This window comes from Pseudoruegeria sp. SK021, from assembly GCF_002119405.1.
Lineage (GTDB): Bacteria > Pseudomonadota > Alphaproteobacteria > Rhodobacterales > Rhodobacteraceae > Meridianimarinicoccus.
This window is the reverse complement of sequence record NZ_MTBG01000002.1, coordinates 189,344-205,734: the sequence shown is the minus strand read 5'-3', so window position 1 is coordinate 205,734 and position 16,391 is coordinate 189,344. Positions and strand designations below refer to the sequence as shown.

The following is a 16,391-nucleotide window of genomic DNA, read 5'->3' as shown; positions in this document are numbered from 1 at the left end:
CGGATCAGAATTGCAGATTGATCTCTGTGTCCGTGACACGAACGAACAATTTGCGCTGCATTGCAGCGGCCTGTTGCGGTGCCAGTGCAAACTGAACCTGCGCCGGTGTGATCGGGCCGGGCTTGGGGTCACCGTCAAGGTGGGACCAGAGCTCGGGCAGGGCTTTCAACTTCTTGGCCTGTGCGCTGAGGGTCCAGCTTCGGTCCGAGCGGGTGATCCGCACGTCGCCGCCATAAGGCATCGCGGTGTCCAAACATTGCAGGAGCAGGAACACCAATTTGGTGTCGTCGCGATGAACTTCGCCTTCGGTTTGCCAATCGATCCGAACCCGCCCGCCAATTGTAAAATCCTGCAAGATCGATTTGACTTCGCGACTGCCAATGGCTTGACCATCGCCCGTGGCACCATAGGAGATCCTGAAAAACCGAATGCGGGCTTGCGCGTTCAATAAACTCGCCTTGATCAGATCCATTTCAGGGCCCTCGGCGCTTCGGCTCATCTCCATCAATTCTAGGCCGTTGCCGATGGCACCAATCGGGCTGATAAGGTCATGACAGATTCGTGATCCCAGCAGGGCGACAAGGTCTCTGGGGATTTGGTTCATCGGGATGATCCGTTTCTTGGGACGCGTCGAAAACAGGAAAGCTGCTATGACGTCATTGCTTGAGCCCGGAATGTTGGTCCGGCATCCCAACCAACCAGATTGGGGCCTCGGTCAGGTTCAGTCCAATATCGGCGGCAAGGTCACAGTGAATTTTGAGCATATGGGAAAGATTGTTGTGGACGCGAGCAGAGTGGACCTCGAAATTGAGTATCGTTCATGAAAATTACCTATAATGGTTAACAGAACCTTTAATCTTGTCAATCTTTGGGAAGTTTGCCCATCGATGCAGGTTCAAAATGCACCAGGAACACTATATAAACGGGCCGAAAGTCTTGAGTGATAAGGAACTGATGTCCTCGGCATCTCCGCAATACGACGCGCGTCTCGCAACGCACGAGCAGGATTTCATCGCGGCACAGCGTCTGCGCTACCAGGTCTTCGTCGAAGAACTGGGCGGCGATGGGCCATTGGTGGACCATGATAATCGGTTGGAACGCGATCGGTTCGATCCGTTTTGCGAGCAGATGATCTTAGTCGATCTGTCGAAGGATCCGGCCAACCTTGATCATGTGGTTGGTGTCTATCGGTTGCTGCGCGGGTCCGAGGCGGCCAAAGCGGGCGGCTTTTACTCGGCCGGGGAATTTGATCTGTCTGTGCTAGAGCGCAGCGGTCGGAGCCTGCTAGAATTGGGCCGGTCCTGTCTGCATCCCGATCACCGGGGCGGTCCGGCGATGTACCACCTCTGGACGGCGCTTGCGGCCTTTACTCTGGAGCACAAGATCGAGATCCTGTTCGGAACGGCCAGCTTCCACGGCACCAATTTGGCGGCGCTGGCTGCGCCCCTTTCCCTGCTGTACCACCGTCATCTTGCGCCGGAAGATTTGCGGGTGCGTGCACTGCCTGAACATTACAAGTCTCTGAACCTTCGTCGGGCCACAGACCTTGATCGCGCTGCGGCCATTCTGCAGGTGCCTGCCTTGATCAAAGCCTATCTGCGGTTGGGCGGATTTATCGGTGACGGTGCGTACGTGGATCGCGCGTTCAATACAATTGATGTGTGTCTGGTGCTTGATACCGCTCGCATGAACCCGCGCCAACGCGCGATCTATACTCGAGGGATCGACCTGTGAGCCATACTTGGAAATCCGATGAACCGCCGTTGACCATTCCGACGTCCCCGCTGAATTGGGTGCTGATCGTTCTACGCGGCGTTCCGATTTTGATCTTGTTCCTGACGCTGTCGCTGCTGCTGGTGCTGGGCCGGTTGATTGAGGCACCGCTCTTTGGCCTCAAGCGTCCGGTGACGCCCTATCTGACCCAAGGAACGGCCTATCTGACCTTCCTGCTGCTGGGCATGCGGTTCCGCACCCGTGGCACCCCGATGCGGCAGCATGGCGCTGTGGTGGCCAATCACGCGTCGTGGATGGACATCATCACACTAAGCGCCCGTCAGCAGATATTTTTCGTCGCCAAAACCGAAGTGGCCGACTGGCCCGGGATCGGCTGGCTGGCGCGGGCAACGGGTACCTTATTTATCATGCGCGACCGTCGCGAGGCCGCAGCCCAGAAATTGATGTTCGAATCGCGCCTGAAAACGGGCCACAAACTGCTGTTCTTCCCCGAAGGCACCAGCACCGATTCCCAGCGAGTGCTGGAGTTCAAACCAACCCTGTTCGCGGCCTTCTTCGATGAGGCTTTGAAGGATGACATCTGGGTGCAGCCGGTCAGCGTGATGTACACCGCGCCGAAAGGTCAGGATCCCCGGTTTTATGGCTGGTGGGGCGGGATGAACTTTGGCCAGCACGTGTTGAAGGTTTTGGGGGCGTGGCCACAGGGCGGGGTCGAGGTGGTGTATCACCCGCCTTTGGCTGTTCGCGACTTTGCCGACCGTAAGGCAATTGCCAAAGTCGCAGAGCACATGGTGCGCGATCCGGTCACTGCCAACTTGGGGAAGTGACCGGGTCGCCCGGTTACTCCATCGCTGCCAGCAGGGCTTTCAACGCCTGCGTTGGATCGTCTTGCCGCCAAATCTCATCGCCGATGGCAAAGAAATCTGTGATCGGGGTCAGGCGGCGAATGGCATCCGCATCGAGACGGCCCTCGGCCACCACGGGCAATTCGATCATTTCCGACCACCATGCGAACAGATCATCCTCAGCGGTTTCACCACTGCCGAGGACGGTTTGCCCGACGGGACCAAAGCTGACGTAATCCGCGCCAGCTTCGCCAGCGGCTAGTCCGTCATGGCGTGAGGTTGCGCAGAACGCGCCGACAATTGCATCCGCGCCCAGATCCTTGCGGGTCTTGCGTACCGATTTTGCCCCATCAGTCAAATGCACGCCATCAAGGCCCAGCCGTTCGACCAGATGCAAATGGGTGTCAATCACCAACGGAACATCGCGGGCGTGGGCAATTTCGCGCAAGGCGTCTGCCGCTTGTGCGACGGTCTGTTCATCGGTGCTGGCCATGCGCAGTCGCAGGCAGGCAATCGGTGCCGCGTCCAGCACGGCGGCCAATTTGTCGGGGAACCCGCCGATGGAAAAGTCGGGTGGGGTCACGAGATAAAGTTGTGGGCGGTCATCAGCGGGCATGTCGGCCTCATGTCGTTGTTTTGCGAGACCTACCCTGTGGCCCGGCGTCTCACAAGCCATTGCCCTTTGTGATGCGCTGGCTTAGATCCCGCGCCATGTCAAATCTGACCCATATTCCGCCGGTTTTTGTACTGGTGCGCCCTCAGATGGGGGAAAACATCGGCGGTGCCGCGCGTGCCATGTGGAATTTCGGCCTCGACCGGATGCGTCTTGTGGCGCCGCGCGATGGCTGGCCCAATCCAAAGGCCGTGGCGGTGGCCAGCGGGGCCGGGCGTCTGCTGGACGAGGCGGGGCTGCACGACACCACCGCTGATGCGATCGCGGATTGCACCTATGTGCTGGCGACCACAGCGCGTGGGCGTGGGATGACCAACCCTATTCTGTCCCCTGAGCAGGCCATGATCGAAACCTGGCAGCGGGTGCAGCAGGGCGAGCGGGTGGCCATTCTGTTCGGACCTGAACGGGCCGGTTTGGAAAACGATGACATTGCCCGCGCCAACGCATTGATTTCGGTGCCGGTCAATCCGGATTTTGCCTCGCTCAATCTGGCGCAATGTGTGCTTCTGCTGGCCTATGAATGGCGTCGCCAGACCTTTGAAGTTGCGGCCGAGCGCGTCGATCTGGCCGGGAATGAATGGGCCACAGCGGTCGAAGTGGAACGGCTTGCAGGCCATTACGAAGAGCGGCTGGATCAGGCCGGGTTCTTCTTTCCAGAGACCAAGGCAGACAGCATGAAAGTCGTGCTGCGCAATCTGTGGTCGCGGATGCCGTTGACCCGTGCCGATACCCAGATCCTGCATGGCATCCTGCGGCAGATGGTCCGCTGGAAAGAGCGCGGCGACGACCAACGTTAGATTGCAGACCAGAACGCAGCGGCCTAGCGTGTCGCGGCAACGGGGAGTGGTCCATGAGCCAGAAGAAACGTAGCATTTTCGAAGAGGTGGGCAGCGATGCCCCCAATCCGTCGCCATCCGGCGCGGGTGTGATCGAGCGGCAGCATCGCAGCGGCGCCCGTCTTGCCGTCAGGGCGTGGCTGGTTGTCCTCTTCGCATTGGTGGTGGTGATGATCGTGGTCGGGGGCTTAACCCGCCTGACCGATAGCGGCCTGTCGATCACCGAATGGCGGCCCGTCACGGGGGCGATGCCGCCAATGGACACAGCAGGCTGGACATCCGAATTTGAAAAGTACCAACAAAGTCCGCAGTTCGAAATTATGAACTCAGAGATGACCTTGGCCGAGTTCAAGAGCATTTATTGGTGGGAATGGGGTCACCGGCAACTTGGCCGGGTGATCGGTCTGGTCTGGGCGGTAGGGATTGCGGGCTTCGCGCTGTTCCGGCAGATCCCGCCCGGTTGGACCTTGCGTCTGCTGGGGTTGGGCGTGCTCGGCGGTTTGCAAGGGGCGATTGGCTGGTGGATGGTTGCGTCGGGCTTGACCGACGGCAATACCTCGGTGGCGTCGTACCGGCTTGCCGTTCATCTGGGGCTGGCCTTCGCCATTCTGGGCGTGATTGCGTGGGATGTTCAGTTGCTCAGCCGCCCGGAAAGCGCGTTGCTGAAAGCGCGGCGCAGTCGGGACGCAAAGCTCTTTGGATTGTCCACCGGGGTGATGCATCTAGCACTAGTGCAAATCCTGCTTGGGGCGCTGGTGGCGGGGATCGATGCCGGGCGCAGCTTTACCGATTGGCCTTTGATGGCCGGTCAGGTCTTTCCTCCTGCGGCATTCGCGATCGAACCGTTGTGGAGAAATTTCTTTGAAAACCAAGGTTTGGTTCAGTTTGTTCACCGGATCGTCGGCTATCTTCTGTTCGCCTTTACCATCGTCGTTTGGTCGAAAGGCCGGAAATCCGGCAATCGCAGTACGGCAGGCGCCTTCCATACGATGATGCTGATGGCCTGTGTTCAGGTCGCGCTGGGGATCATGACAGTGCTCTATGCCGCGCCGTGGAATATCGCGATCTTGCATCTGCTCGGCGCTGTCGGCTTATGGGTGATGATCTTGCGGGCGCGGTTCCGCAGCCAATACCCAATCGAACAATCGGTCAGGAGTGCCGGCAAATGAGTGCTTATAACGAGTTGATGGCGTTTTCGCGTGAAACCAATGCGTTGGCGGCGGTTGCTGGACGTTTGGGCTGGGATCAAGAGACGGTTATGCCCCGCGGTGCCGCGGCCCAACGCAGTGACGAGATGTCCGCAATGGAGGGCATCTTGCATGCCCGGCGCTGTGATCCGCGGGTTGGTGACTGGCTGGCGGATGCTGGCGTGGGCTCTGATCCGGTTGAAGCGGCCAACTTACGGTTATTGAAGCGGGATTTCGACCGGGCCAGCAAAGTTCCTGCGGCTCTGTCGCAGCGGTTGGCCCGTGTCACCAGTCTGGCCCAAGGGGAATGGGCGGCGGCGCGGGCGGCAGATGACTTCGCTGCATTCGCACCAAGGCTTGCGGAAGTGGTTGATCTGAAACGACAAGAGGCGGCGGCGTTGGTGCCCGGCGGGGTGGCCTATGATGCCTTGCTGGCCGATTACGAGCCCGGGGTTACGGCAGCCGACCTTGATCAGATGTTTGGGGCGTTGCGTCCGCGTCTGGTGGCCTTGCGCGATCAGGCGTTCGGGATTGAGCAACCCCCTGCAATTACCGGGGAATTTTCTGAACAGGCGCAGATGGTCCTCGGGTCGGAATTGGCGCGTGTGTTCGGATATGACCTAAACCGGGGCCGGATCGATAAAGCTGTCCATCCATTTTCTAGCGGCTCAGGCGTGGATGTCAGGATCACGACGCGCACTGATCCGGCTGACCCGTTCAACTGTTTTTATTCGACAATTCATGAGGTTGGCCATGCTTGCTATGAGCAGGCGGTTGATCTGGACTATCTGCTGACGCCGATTGGACGGGGCACCTCAATGGGGGTGCATGAGAGCCAGAGCCGCACCTATGAAAACCAGTTGGGACGCAGTCGGGCGTTTTGTGGCTGGCTTTATGGCCGGATGAAGGATGAATTTGGTCCCCTAAGTATCCGGAATGAAGACGAATTCTATCGAACGGTAAACCGGGTCGGACCGGGGTTCATTCGGACCGAGGCCGATGAAGTGCAGTATAACCTGCATGTTCTGATGCGCTATGATCTGGAAAAGGCCATGATTTCAGGGGCTTTGGATGTCCGGGACCTTGAAGACGCGTGGAATACCCGCTTTAGAGCCGATTTTGGCCGGGCGGTGCCGAAAGCGTCGCTTGGGGTGTTGCAGGACGTGCATTGGTCGGTTGGCCTGTTCGGATATTTCCCGACCTACAGTCTTGGAAATGTCTACGCTGGCTGTCTTTTCAAGGCGTTGAAGGACGATATTCCAGCGCTGGATGCCCATTTGTCGGCGGGCGATCCATCCCCGGCGACAGCATGGCTGGCCGAGCGGGTGCAGCGGCATGGCGCGTTGCGCGACGGGCGTGAGACCATTGAACATGCCACCGGCGCGGCCCCGTCGGAAGGTCCGTTGCTGGATTATCTTGAGGCGAAATTCGGCGAAATGGCGGCGTCGGACTAACGTCGGACTTTTATCGGACTTTCGTCGGACCCTGCGCACGCTGCCGGACCTGTTGCGCAACGCCGGTGGCGGGCCCATATCCGGCAGGGATGCCAAATATGAGGGCTGATGAATGGGCTATGTGAAGACGGCAATTCTGATGGCGGCGATGACCGCCTTGTTCATGGGGGTTGGCGCGCTGTTGGGCGGGGCTTATGGCGCCGTCATCGCGCTGGTGATTGCCGTGGCGATGAACGCGTTGACGTGGTGGAAGTCCGACCGGATGGTGTTGTCGATGCACAATGCCCGGGCGGTTGCCCCCGGGGATCGGTCGGGCCTTGGATCGATGGTGGCCGATCTGGCACGGGCGGCGAATATGCCGGTGCCCGCAGTCTACATCATTGAGACCGACCAACCGAACGCCTTTGCCACCGGGCGGAACCCGTCCAACGCTGCCGTTGCGGTGACCCGGGGCCTGATGGACCGGCTTAGCCGCGAGGAAGTGGCCGGGGTCGTAGCGCATGAGTTGGCCCATATTCGCAACCACGACACGGCGATCATGACGGTGACGGCAACCTTTGCCGGGGCCATTTCGATCCTTGCCAATTTTGCGATGTTTTTCGGCGGCAGCCGGGAAAAGATGGGGATTATCGGCGTGATTGCCATGTCGATCTTTGCGCCGCTGGCGGCGGCGTTGATCCAGATGGCGATCTCGCGCAGCCGCGAATACGAGGCCGACCGGATTGGGGCCGAGATTTGCGGCAATCCCTTGGCGCTGGCCAGTGCGCTTGAAGGGATTCAACGGGTGGCCGCACGGGTGGATAATGACGTGGCCGAACGCCATCCGTCGACGGCGCATATGTTTATCATCAACCCGCTGCACGCCCATAAGATCGACAATCTGTTTGCCACCCATCCCAAGACCGACAACCGGGTGGCGCGGTTGCGGGCCATGGCCGGGCCAGCGGCGGTCGCGCCGGTGTCGCGCCGCAGGGTGGCGGACCAGCCATCGTCGCTGCCCAAGGTGTCGCGGGCGCGCAAGCGTGATCAAGGCCCGTGGAGTTAGACCGCGAGCGATAGCGGCGAGAACGGCAAGAGCCGGAGGGTCTGGATGATCCTCCGGCTCTTGCCGTTTGAACTGTCTGTTGCGCGCCGGCTGCCCCCCCCCCGCGCTGCGAAATTCGGAACCCTGCGGCTGGTTTAGAACGAATCGTCGCCCTGTTGCCACGGTTTGACGAGGTTGCCAAAGCGGGTGAAGCGGCCTTCGAAGCTAAGCTCGACATTGCCGATGGGGCCGTGGCGCTGTTTGCCGATCACGACCTCGGCCTTGCCGTGGACCCGCTCCATCGCCTCTTGCCACTTCATCATCTCGTCCAGCTTCTCGTCGCTGGGTTTTTCGCGCTCTTTATAATATTCTTCGCGGTAGACGAACATCACCACATCGGCATCCTGCTCGATCGAACCGGATTCGCGCAGGTCAGACAGCTGCGGGCGCTTGTCTTCGCGGTTTTCCACCGCGCGGCTGAGCTGGGACAGGGCGACCACGGGCACATCGAGTTCTTTGGCAATGGCCTTCAGCCCTTGGGTGATTTCCGACACCTCGTTGACGCGGCTGTCCTTGGCGGTGGCCGGGCGCACCAGTTGCAGGTAGTCGACCACGATGACGTCAAGGCCGTGGGTGCGTTTCAAGCGGCGGGCGCGGGCGGCCAATTGGCTGATCGGCAGGGCCGGGGTGTCGTCAATGAAAAGCGGGCAGGCTTCGAGGGTCTTGGCGGCTTCGACGAAACGGCGGAATTCGGTTTCGGTCATGTCGCCGCGGCGGATCTGTTCCGAGGGCACTTCGGCGGCTTCGGACAATACCCGGGCGGCCAACTGTTCTGCCGACATTTCGAGGCTGAAGAAACCGACGACGCCGCCATTGGTCGCGCCGATACTGCCATCGGGCAAGGTGCCTTTGGTATAGGCTTTGGCGATGTTGAAGGCGATGTTGGTGGCCAGCGAGGTTTTCCCCATCGACGGACGCCCGGCAAGGATCAACAGGTCAGACCGGTGCAGGCCGCCGAGTTTCTTGTCGAGATCAGTCAGGCCGGTGGAGACGCCGGACAAGCCACCATCGCGCTGGTAGGCGGCGTTGGCAACATTGACGGCATCGGTGACGGCGCGCAGGAACGATTGGAAGCCCTGACCGGACTGGCCCTTTTCGCCCAGCTTGTAGAGGGCCTGTTCGGCCTCGACGATCTGTTCGCGCGGTTCGCTTTCCACATCCACCTGCGCGGCGCGGGCAGAGATGTCTTGCCCCAGCGCGATCAGTTCGCGGCGAATGGCCAGATCATAGATCAGTTGGGCATAGTCGCGGGCGGCGAAGGTCGAAATGGCGGACCCGGCCAGATGCACCAGATAGGCGGGGCCGCCCAGTTCCTTGAGGCCCGGCTCGTCTTCCAGAAAACTGGCGAGGGTGACCGGGGTGACCAGCGCGTTCTTGGCGATGCGCGAGGCGGCGACTTCAAAGATACGGGCGTGGACCGGATCGAAGAAATGCACCGACGAGATCACCGAAGCGATCCGGTCATAGATCTGGTCGTTGGTAAGCAATGCTCCAAGAAGCTGCTGTTCGGCTTCAATGGAATGAGGCAGCGTGCCGTCCGAACTGCCGGAAAAGCCCGATGTCGTTGCGACTGCCATGCCTGTGATCTGGTTCATGCCTGCTCCCGCGTGGCACGTTCTTGTGCCTGTTGTGGAGAAACCGAGTAACTTTATCGCCGCGCCGGGGCAACCTGTATAACCCTGTGGATAACCTGAGTATGACCTGTGCGCAGCTTATCTTGCGCTATGTCGTAGCGGTTCGTCAACATCTGGGTGGTTCGGGCATTGGGCGGCGCGGAAAAACCTTGGCCGGTTGGCGAGGACCGCGGCGTCATCTGCGGCATTGCCCGAAGATCGGGCAATGCCAGTGCGGGATCTGCGACTCACCGGCGCGGATTGGGATCAGGCGCGGGCCGCTTGCCAGCCGCGCGGGTCGTTCAGGAAGGCTTCGACCTCGGTCAAGGTGGCGGTGTCGAAGGCCGCGCTGACCTTGGCTTCGGCCAGCACGTCATGCCACGTGCAGAGCGAATGCAGGGTGACGCCGTGATCGCCCAAGGTTTTCTCGGTGTCCGGGAAGATGCCGTAATAGAAGATGACGGCGGTATGGGCGCAGCTTGCGCCGGTCTCACGGATGGCATTGACGAAGCTGATCTTGGACCCGCCATCGGTGGTCAGGTCTTCCACCAACAAGACCCGCTGGCCTTCGGTCATGACGCCCTCAATGCGGGCATTGCGGCCATAGCCTTTGGGCTTTTTGCGGATATAGGTCATGGGTAGGCCCATGCGTTCGGCCACCAGCGCCGCGAACGGGATGCCCGCGGTTTCGCCGCCTGCAACATTGTCGAAGGCTTCGAAACCGGCATCGCGCAGGACGGTGCAGGTCAGGAAATCCATCAGGGTGCCGCGAATCCGAGGAAAGCTGATCAGCTTGCGGCAATCGACATAGGTCGGTCCGGGCAGGCCCGAGGAATAGATGAAGGGTTCGGCGGCGTTGAAATCCACTGCCTTGATCTCCAGCAGCATGCGGGCAGTGAGACGGGCCATTTCGGCCTTGTCCGGGAACGAGCTGGGAATCATGGTCTGGTCTTTCTACTGGAAGGGAAGGAAATCAGGACGCAACGCGCCAATGGAGCGGAAATCCGGGGTCGAACAGGGTAACCGGCCCGTCCTCGGTCTGGATGTGAGCGGGGTAGCTGACCGGATCGCCATGGGTCAGGGTCAGCGTCGCGGTGTTTGGCGCCAGCCCGTAGAAGGCGGGGCCATTCAGGCTGCTGAAGCCTTCCAGCTTGTCCAAGGCACCGGCACGGTCAAAGACCTCGGCCAGACAGGACATGGTGTTGCTGGCGGAAAAGACCCCGGCGCAGCCACAGACGCTGAGTTTGTTCGGATCGGTATGGGGGGCGCTGTCGGTACCAAGGAAGAAGCGCGCATCGCCCGAGATGGCGGCGGCGACCAGCGCATCGCGGTGGCGGGCGCGCTTGGCCACTGGCAGGCAATAGTAATGCGGCTTGATCCCGCCGACCAGAATATGGTTCCGGTCGATAATTAGGTGGTGGGTGGTGATGGTCGCGCCCATTTTGCCGTCGGGTTGGGCCGAGACGTAGTCAACGCCGTCCGAGGTGGTGATATGTTCCATTACCACGCGCAGATCAGGGACCCGGCGGCGCAGCGGATCAAGGACGGTGTCGATGAACACGGCCTCACGGTCGAAGATGTCGATGGCCGGGTCGGTCACTTCGCCATGCACGCAGAGCGGCAGGTCGATCTCGGCCATCGTCTCGAGCACGGCCATGACCTTGTCGAAGTCGCGCACGCCAGAGGCTGAATTGGTGGTGGCGCCAGCAGGGTACAGCTTGACGGCGGTGATCAGACCGGACTGGGCGGCCGCGCGCAGATCGGCCGGATCGGTGGTCTCGGTCAGATAGAGCGTCATCAGCGGGGTGAACTCTGCGCCCTCGGGCAGGGCCGCGAGGATGCGGTCGCGATAGGCGACGGCATCGGCAGCGGTCACCACCGGCGGCACCAGATTTGGCATCACAATGGCCCGGCCAAAGTGGCGGGAGGTTTCAGGCAAGACGGCGCGCAGCATGGCGCCATCGCGCAAGTGCAAATGCCAGTCATCGGGGCGGCGGAGGGTCAGGGTGCGGGTCATGGCGGTGGATTATACAATGCCGGGCGCAGTGGCTAGAGGCTCTTGCGGGGTGAGAGTGCCTAACAATCGATCATTTGGGGTCGGAACTGGCCGTCCGGCAGGCAAATCGGCCCATTGGTCGTTGAAATGCGTCGAAGGGAGGGGCTAGGACAAATCAACTCTTTTTGGGCACAGGGGACCTGCTTCGATGCTTGATGATCATGGCGCCCGTCCCTGCACCGGGCCGGGCCGCGCTGCACCGCATCAGCGCACCCGCGGACGGGCCTATGCGTCCTTTGACCTGCGGGACGGGGCGGTGGTGCTGGGCAACCTGCATCAAAGCGGCTCGGCCAAGGCGATGTTGCCCCGGACCCACCGGGCGCGGCCTGAGCTGGTGTTTCTGAACACCGCAGGCGGGCTGACGGGGGGCGACCATCTGCGGTTTGAGCTGGAGGTCGGAGAGGGGGCTGCGGTTACCGCGACAACCCAGACCGCCGAGCGCGCCTATGCCAGTCTGGGCGATCCGGCGCGGCTGGACGTGACGTTGCGGGTGGGCGCGGGCGGCGGGCTGCATTGGTTGCCGCAAGAAACGATTGTGTTCGAGCGGGCGCATTTGGCGCGGCGCACTGTGGTCGATCTGTCCGGGGATGCGCGTTTGGTCATGGCCGAGACGCTGGTGCTGGGCCGGGCCGCCATGGGCGAGCAGCTGCACGATGTGACGGTGCGCGACTGGCGCGAGGTGCGCCGGGACGGGCGACCGATCTTTCTGGAGCCGCTTTGCCTGACGGCCGAGAGCCTTGCCCGGCGCAGCGGGGCGGCGGTTCTGGGGGCGGGGCTGGCGCTGAGTACGATTTGCGTCGCCGGGCCCGGCGCGGAAGATGCGCTGACGGCGCTGCGGGCGCGGTTGGCTGAGGCCGGACCAGAGATCGAGGCGGCGGCCTCGGGCTGGGACGGGAAACTGGTGATGCGGGCGTTGTCGCAGGACGCCTTTACGCTGCGCCGACTGGTGGCGGAGTGTCTGCACCTGCTCTGCGCGGGTCCGCTGCCGCGGGTCTGGCAACTTTGAACCTACAGGACTTTGTGATATCATGAATCTGACACCACGTGAGAAAGATAAGCTTCTGATCAGCTTGGCCGCCATGGTGGCGCGCGGGCGTTTGCAGCGGGGCGTGAAGTTGAACCATCCCGAAGCCATCGCCCTGATCACCGATTTCGTGGTCGAAGGCGCCCGCGATGGCCGGTCGGTGGCAGAGTTGATGGATGCCGGGGCACATGTGGTTGCGGCAAACCAATGTATGGAAGGGATTGCCGAGATGATCCATGATGTGCAGGTCGAGGCCACATTTCCGGACGGCACCAAACTGGTTACCGTTCACCATCCGATCCGATAGGAGGGTCCGTCATGATTCCCGGTGAAGTACTGACCCGTGAGGGCGAGATTGAGTTGAATTCAGGCGCATCCGTGACCGTGTTGCGGGTGGCCAATACTGGTGACCGGCCGGTGCAGGTCGGCAGCCACTATCATTTTGCCGAAACCAACGGCGCGCTGGACTTTGATCGTGCCGCCGCCCGGGGGCTGCGGTTAGATATTGCGGCGGGGACGGCGGTGCGGTTCGAGCCGGGACAGACGCGGGAGGTGACTTTGGTGCCCTATGCGGGGGCGCGGCGGGTTTTTGGATTTAATGCAGGTGTCATGGGGGCCCTCGATACCTAAGTTGATGGATGCGGGCAGGATGTGCCGCGCCTCCCAGAACTGGAGTTCAGACTGATGATGAAAACACCGATCGATTTCTGGCGGAACGGCATGGAAATCTGGATCCGCGCTGCGAATACGCAGATGGATATGACCTTGAAGATGCTGCGGATGATGCCCGGTTGGGATCATGCCGCGCTGTCGGCCAAGGATCATAAGGGTGGCGCCATTGTGCCGAAACCGGCCAGCCGACCCGCATTGCGGTCGGTGACGCCGCCGGTGGCGACGATCGATGCGCCGGTGCGGGTGGTCAAAAAGGCCGCGCCGGTTGCCAAGACCGCAGCATCGGACGTGGCAGAGACAACCGCCGTGCCAGACGCGGCAAAAACAACCGCCGCGCCGGTTGCCGCTAAGGTCGCAGTGACCCCGCCTGCCAAGGCTGCGGACAAACCTGCCGCGAAACCGGCACGGGCGGTGCGCCGCACGACACGCACAAAGACAGCGGCACGTGCTGCGACCTCGGCGCCAACAGCGGCCAGCACAGCGTCGCCGACGGGTTCGACGGCTGCGCGTACGGCATCCAAACCGCGTGTGGCGGATGCGCCTAATACAAAGGCAGACAGCAAGGCTGCAGTCGAAACCGGGGCCGAGACCAAGACCGCGGCGAGTGAACCGGCCGTGACGGCGCCGAAGGTGGCCCCGCAGAAGGCAGTCGAGGCACCTGCGGGTGGTAAGGCGAGCCAACCTACTGAGGCCGCTGCGCAATCGGTGACGACGGACGAGACCAAGGCACCGATCTTCGCCAGCGCGCCGCAATCGGCAGCGGCCGCACCCGATGATCGGACCCCGCCAGCGGCGTCGTCCACCGGCACAGCCCCGCTGAAACGCTGAGGCTGAAGTGCCTTGAAATGCATCGGGGAACCGGTGCATTTCGCCGCTAAAAGTCATCAAAAATAAATAAATCTCTGTCTCGACTGGGAATCTCGATTTTTTAGGCTATCGTTTGGGGACACAGGATTGGCGTAACCAGAGGTGTCCATGTTCCCGTTCTTCCCAGTCGTCGCTACATCCGATCCGTTCAACTTCATGCGTGTAAGCGGTGAAATGGTCACGCTCGGCATCGAATCTCAATCCGTCATCATGTACCGTTTGTTGGGGATGTCCGGTCTTTGGGCGGTGCATCCCGATGAAAACGAACGCATGATCAGCGAAAAGCATGTGGCGTTTACCGAATCCGTGTCCTCGGCCTTTCAGGCGGTGATGAGCGGCAAGAGCCCGGACCGTGTCATGAGCGCGGCAATTGAGCCGCTGCGCAGCAAGACAAAATCCAACGTTCAACGCCTGTCGCAGGGTGACCCGTCACTGGGCTAAGTCCTGATGGTTGCGGCGCGGGAGACGGCGCTGGGCCTGTGGGCGGGTCCGAAGCCGTCGATACTGCCTGAATTTCTGGCAATCTGCACGGATGCTGGGCCAAATGAGGGGCCGAACCTTGCAGGGCCGGGCGGGATTGTGTCTGGTAGCGGCAATTGTCGTCTCAGCTCTGGAACCGATCCATGCCCGCAAGAATTCCCCGCGCCGTTTATGCCGATATGTATGGCCCCACGACCGGAGACCGGGTGCGCCTGGCCGATACTGAGTTGTTTATCGAGGTCGAGCGCGACCTGACCACCTATGGCGAAGAGGTCAAGTTCGGCGGCGGCAAGGTGATCCGCGACGGCATGGGGCAAAGCCAAGTCACCCGCGCAGGCGGGGCGGTAGACACGGTCATCACCAACGCGCTGATCGTGGATGTCACCGGCATCTTCAAGGCCGATGTCGGCCTGAAGAGCGGACGCATTGCGGCCATTGGTAAGGCGGGCAATCCCGATACCCAACCCGGCGTCGATATCATTGTTGGCCCCGGCACCGAGGTGATCGCGGGCGAGGGCCGCATCCTGACGGCGGGCGGGTTCGACAGCCATATCCATTTCATCTGTCCGCAACAGGTTGAGGATGCGCTGCATTCCGGCGTCACCACCATGCTGGGCGGCGGCACTGGCCCGGCGCATGGCACGCTGGCCACCACTTGCACGCCGGGGCCGTGGCACTTGGAACGGATGATGCAGGGCCTCGACGGCCTGCCGATGAATTTCGGTCTGGCGGGCAAGGGCAATGCCAGCCAGCCTGCGGCCTTGGTCGAGATGGTTGAAGCCGGGGCGTGTGCGCTGAAACTGCACGAAGATTGGGGCACCACGCCTGCGGCGATTGATTGCTGTCTCAGCGTCGCTGACGAGATGGACGTGCAGGTGATGATCCACACCGACACCCTGAACGAATCCGGCTTCGTCGAGAACACGGTGGGGGCGATCAAGGGCCGGACCATCCACGCCTTCCACACCGAAGGGGCCGGCGGCGGTCACGCGCCGGACATCATCAAGGTGGTGGGCGAAGCCAATGTGTTGCCCAGTTCGACCAACCCAACCCGGCCTTACACGGTCAACACGCTGGAAGAGCACCTCGACATGCTGATGGTGTGTCACCATCTCGACAAGTCGATCCCGGAAGACGTGTCCTTTGCCGAAAGCCGCATCCGCAAGGAAACCATCGCGGCGGAAGATATCTTGCATGACATGGGCGCGTTTTCGATCATCGCCAGCGACAGTCAGGCGATGGGCCGCGTCGGTGAGGTTCTGATCCGGACCTGGCAGACTGCCCACAAGATGAAGGTGCAGCGCGGGCGGCTGGCCGAGGAAACCGGGGCCAATGACAACGTGCGGGTGAAGCGCTATATCGCGAAATACACCATCAATCCGGCTGTGGCGCATGGCCTGTCGACCGAGATTGGCAGCATCGTGCCCGGCAAGCGCGCCGATCTGGTGCTGTGGGATCCGGCGTTCTTTGGGGTGAAGCCTGAGATGGTTCTGCTGGGCGGCAGCATTGCCTGCGCGCAGATGGGCGATCCGAATGCCTCTATCCCGACGCCGCAACCGGTCTATTCCCGGCCGATGTTCGGCGCGATGGGGCGGTCGGTGGAACGGTCAGCCGTGTTGTTCGTCAGTGCGGCCGGGCACAGCGCCGGAATCAAAGGGCGCTACGGGTTGGCCAAGGATACGGTCGCTGTGGCCGGCACCCGCAATATCGGCAAAGGCGATATGGTGATGAACGACCTGTTGCCCGAGATCGAGGTCAATCCCGAAACCTATGAGGTCCGCGCCAATGGCGAACTGCTGACCTGCGAGCCCGCCAGCACCTTGCCGATGGCGCAGCGCTATTTCATGTACTGATCGCGTTAGCCGC

At 61.5% G+C, this 16,391-nt stretch carries 18 protein-coding genes; 13 read left to right on the top strand and 5 right to left on the bottom strand.

Annotation, left to right across the window (positions count from 1 at the left end; all coding sequences use genetic code 11):
- Nucleotides 1-4 precede the first annotated feature (4 nt).
- Nucleotides 5-604 (bottom strand): histidine phosphotransferase family protein, encoded by a 600-nt coding sequence (locus BV911_RS03515; RefSeq protein ID WP_086052198.1) that lies wholly within the window; start codon nt 602-604, stop codon nt 5-7.
- Between the two features lie 46 nt (nt 605-650).
- On the opposite strand from BV911_RS03515, the gene BV911_RS03510 reads away from it, so the two are divergent.
- The 3 genes from BV911_RS03510 (at nt 651) to BV911_RS03500 (ending at nt 2,561) form a co-directional block, all read left to right on the top strand.
- Complete coding sequence (locus BV911_RS03510; RefSeq protein WP_086052197.1) at nt 651-824, top strand: DUF3553 domain-containing protein; 174 nt, start codon at nt 651-653, stop codon at nt 822-824.
- A gap of 130 nt (nt 825-954) precedes the next feature.
- Nucleotides 955-1,734, top strand: a complete 780-nt coding sequence (locus BV911_RS03505; protein ID WP_086052196.1) for a GNAT family N-acetyltransferase — start codon at nt 955-957, stop codon at nt 1,732-1,734.
- Nucleotides 1,731-2,561: a 1-acyl-sn-glycerol-3-phosphate acyltransferase gene (locus tag BV911_RS03500; RefSeq protein WP_086052195.1), complete on the top strand. Its 831-nt coding sequence runs from the start codon at nt 1,731-1,733 to the stop codon at nt 2,559-2,561. Before BV911_RS03505 ends, BV911_RS03500 begins: the two co-directional genes overlap by 4 nt.
- Nucleotides 2,562-2,574: 13 nt before the next feature.
- Here the strand turns inward: BV911_RS03500 and BV911_RS03495 are convergent, their stop codons facing one another.
- Nucleotides 2,575-3,195, bottom strand: a complete 621-nt coding sequence (locus tag BV911_RS03495) for a thiamine phosphate synthase (protein ID WP_086052194.1) — start codon at nt 3,193-3,195, stop codon at nt 2,575-2,577.
- 95 nt (nt 3,196-3,290) lie between these two features.
- Here BV911_RS03495 and BV911_RS03490 point away from each other — a divergent pair, with 95 nt between their 5' ends.
- The 4 genes from BV911_RS03490 (at nt 3,291) to htpX (ending at nt 7,774) form a co-directional block, all read left to right on the top strand.
- Complete coding sequence (locus tag BV911_RS03490; protein ID WP_086052193.1) at nt 3,291-4,049, top strand: RNA methyltransferase; 759 nt, start codon at nt 3,291-3,293, stop codon at nt 4,047-4,049.
- Between the two features lie 53 nt (nt 4,050-4,102).
- Nucleotides 4,103-5,257 carry a heme A synthase gene (ctaA, locus tag BV911_RS03485; protein WP_086052192.1) on the top strand — a complete coding sequence of 385 codons (1,155 nt, stop codon included), beginning with the start codon at nt 4,103-4,105 and terminating at the stop codon, nt 5,255-5,257.
- Nucleotides 5,254-6,729: a carboxypeptidase M32 gene (locus tag BV911_RS03480; protein ID WP_086052191.1), complete on the top strand. Its 1,476-nt coding sequence runs from the start codon at nt 5,254-5,256 to the stop codon at nt 6,727-6,729. Before ctaA ends, BV911_RS03480 begins: the two co-directional genes overlap by 4 nt.
- Before the next feature lie 112 nt (nt 6,730-6,841).
- Complete coding sequence (gene htpX, locus BV911_RS03475) at nt 6,842-7,774, top strand: zinc metalloprotease HtpX (RefSeq protein WP_086052190.1); 933 nt, start codon at nt 6,842-6,844, stop codon at nt 7,772-7,774.
- Between the two features lie 134 nt (nt 7,775-7,908).
- Here htpX and BV911_RS03470 read toward each other — a convergent pair whose 3' ends face one another.
- The 3 genes from BV911_RS03470 to pyrC all read right to left on the bottom strand — a co-directional run bounded on the left by BV911_RS03470 (nt 7,909) and on the right by pyrC (nt 11,443).
- Nucleotides 7,909-9,390, bottom strand: a complete 1,482-nt coding sequence (locus BV911_RS03470; RefSeq protein ID WP_240512134.1) for a replicative DNA helicase — start codon at nt 9,388-9,390, stop codon at nt 7,909-7,911.
- A 303-nt stretch (nt 9,391-9,693) separates the two neighbouring features.
- Nucleotides 9,694-10,368, bottom strand: coding sequence for an orotate phosphoribosyltransferase (locus BV911_RS03465; RefSeq protein ID WP_086052188.1), 675 nt, complete (start codon nt 10,366-10,368; stop codon nt 9,694-9,696).
- Between the two features lie 31 nt (nt 10,369-10,399).
- Complete coding sequence (pyrC, locus tag BV911_RS03460) at nt 10,400-11,443, bottom strand: dihydroorotase (RefSeq protein WP_086052187.1); 1,044 nt, start codon at nt 11,441-11,443, stop codon at nt 10,400-10,402.
- Between the two features lie 187 nt (nt 11,444-11,630).
- On the opposite strand from pyrC, the gene BV911_RS03455 reads away from it, so the two are divergent.
- The 6 genes from BV911_RS03455 (at nt 11,631) to ureC (ending at nt 16,378) form a co-directional block, all read left to right on the top strand.
- A complete protein-coding gene (locus BV911_RS03455) occupies nt 11,631-12,488 on the top strand; it encodes an urease accessory protein UreD (protein WP_086052186.1) in 858 nt (285 codons plus the stop codon).
- A 22-nt stretch (nt 12,489-12,510) separates the two neighbouring features.
- Nucleotides 12,511-12,813, top strand: a complete 303-nt coding sequence (locus BV911_RS03450) for an urease subunit gamma (protein ID WP_086052185.1) — start codon at nt 12,511-12,513, stop codon at nt 12,811-12,813.
- A gap of 11 nt (nt 12,814-12,824) precedes the next feature.
- The gene (locus BV911_RS03445; protein ID WP_086052184.1) at nt 12,825-13,136 is read left to right on the top strand and encodes an urease subunit beta; all 312 of its coding nucleotides are present in this window, start codon (nt 12,825-12,827) and stop codon (nt 13,134-13,136) included.
- A 54-nt stretch (nt 13,137-13,190) separates the two neighbouring features.
- On the top strand, nt 13,191-14,006 hold the full coding sequence (locus tag BV911_RS19735) for a hypothetical protein (RefSeq protein ID WP_086052183.1): 816 nt from the start codon (nt 13,191-13,193) through the stop codon (nt 14,004-14,006).
- Nucleotides 14,007-14,153: 147 nt separating this feature from the next.
- On the top strand, nt 14,154-14,486 hold the full coding sequence (locus tag BV911_RS03435; protein ID WP_086052182.1) for a hypothetical protein: 333 nt from the start codon (nt 14,154-14,156) through the stop codon (nt 14,484-14,486).
- A gap of 182 nt (nt 14,487-14,668) precedes the next feature.
- Nucleotides 14,669-16,378, top strand: coding sequence for an urease subunit alpha (gene ureC, locus BV911_RS03430; protein WP_086052181.1), 1,710 nt, complete (start codon nt 14,669-14,671; stop codon nt 16,376-16,378).
- Nucleotides 16,379-16,391 lie beyond the last annotated feature (13 nt).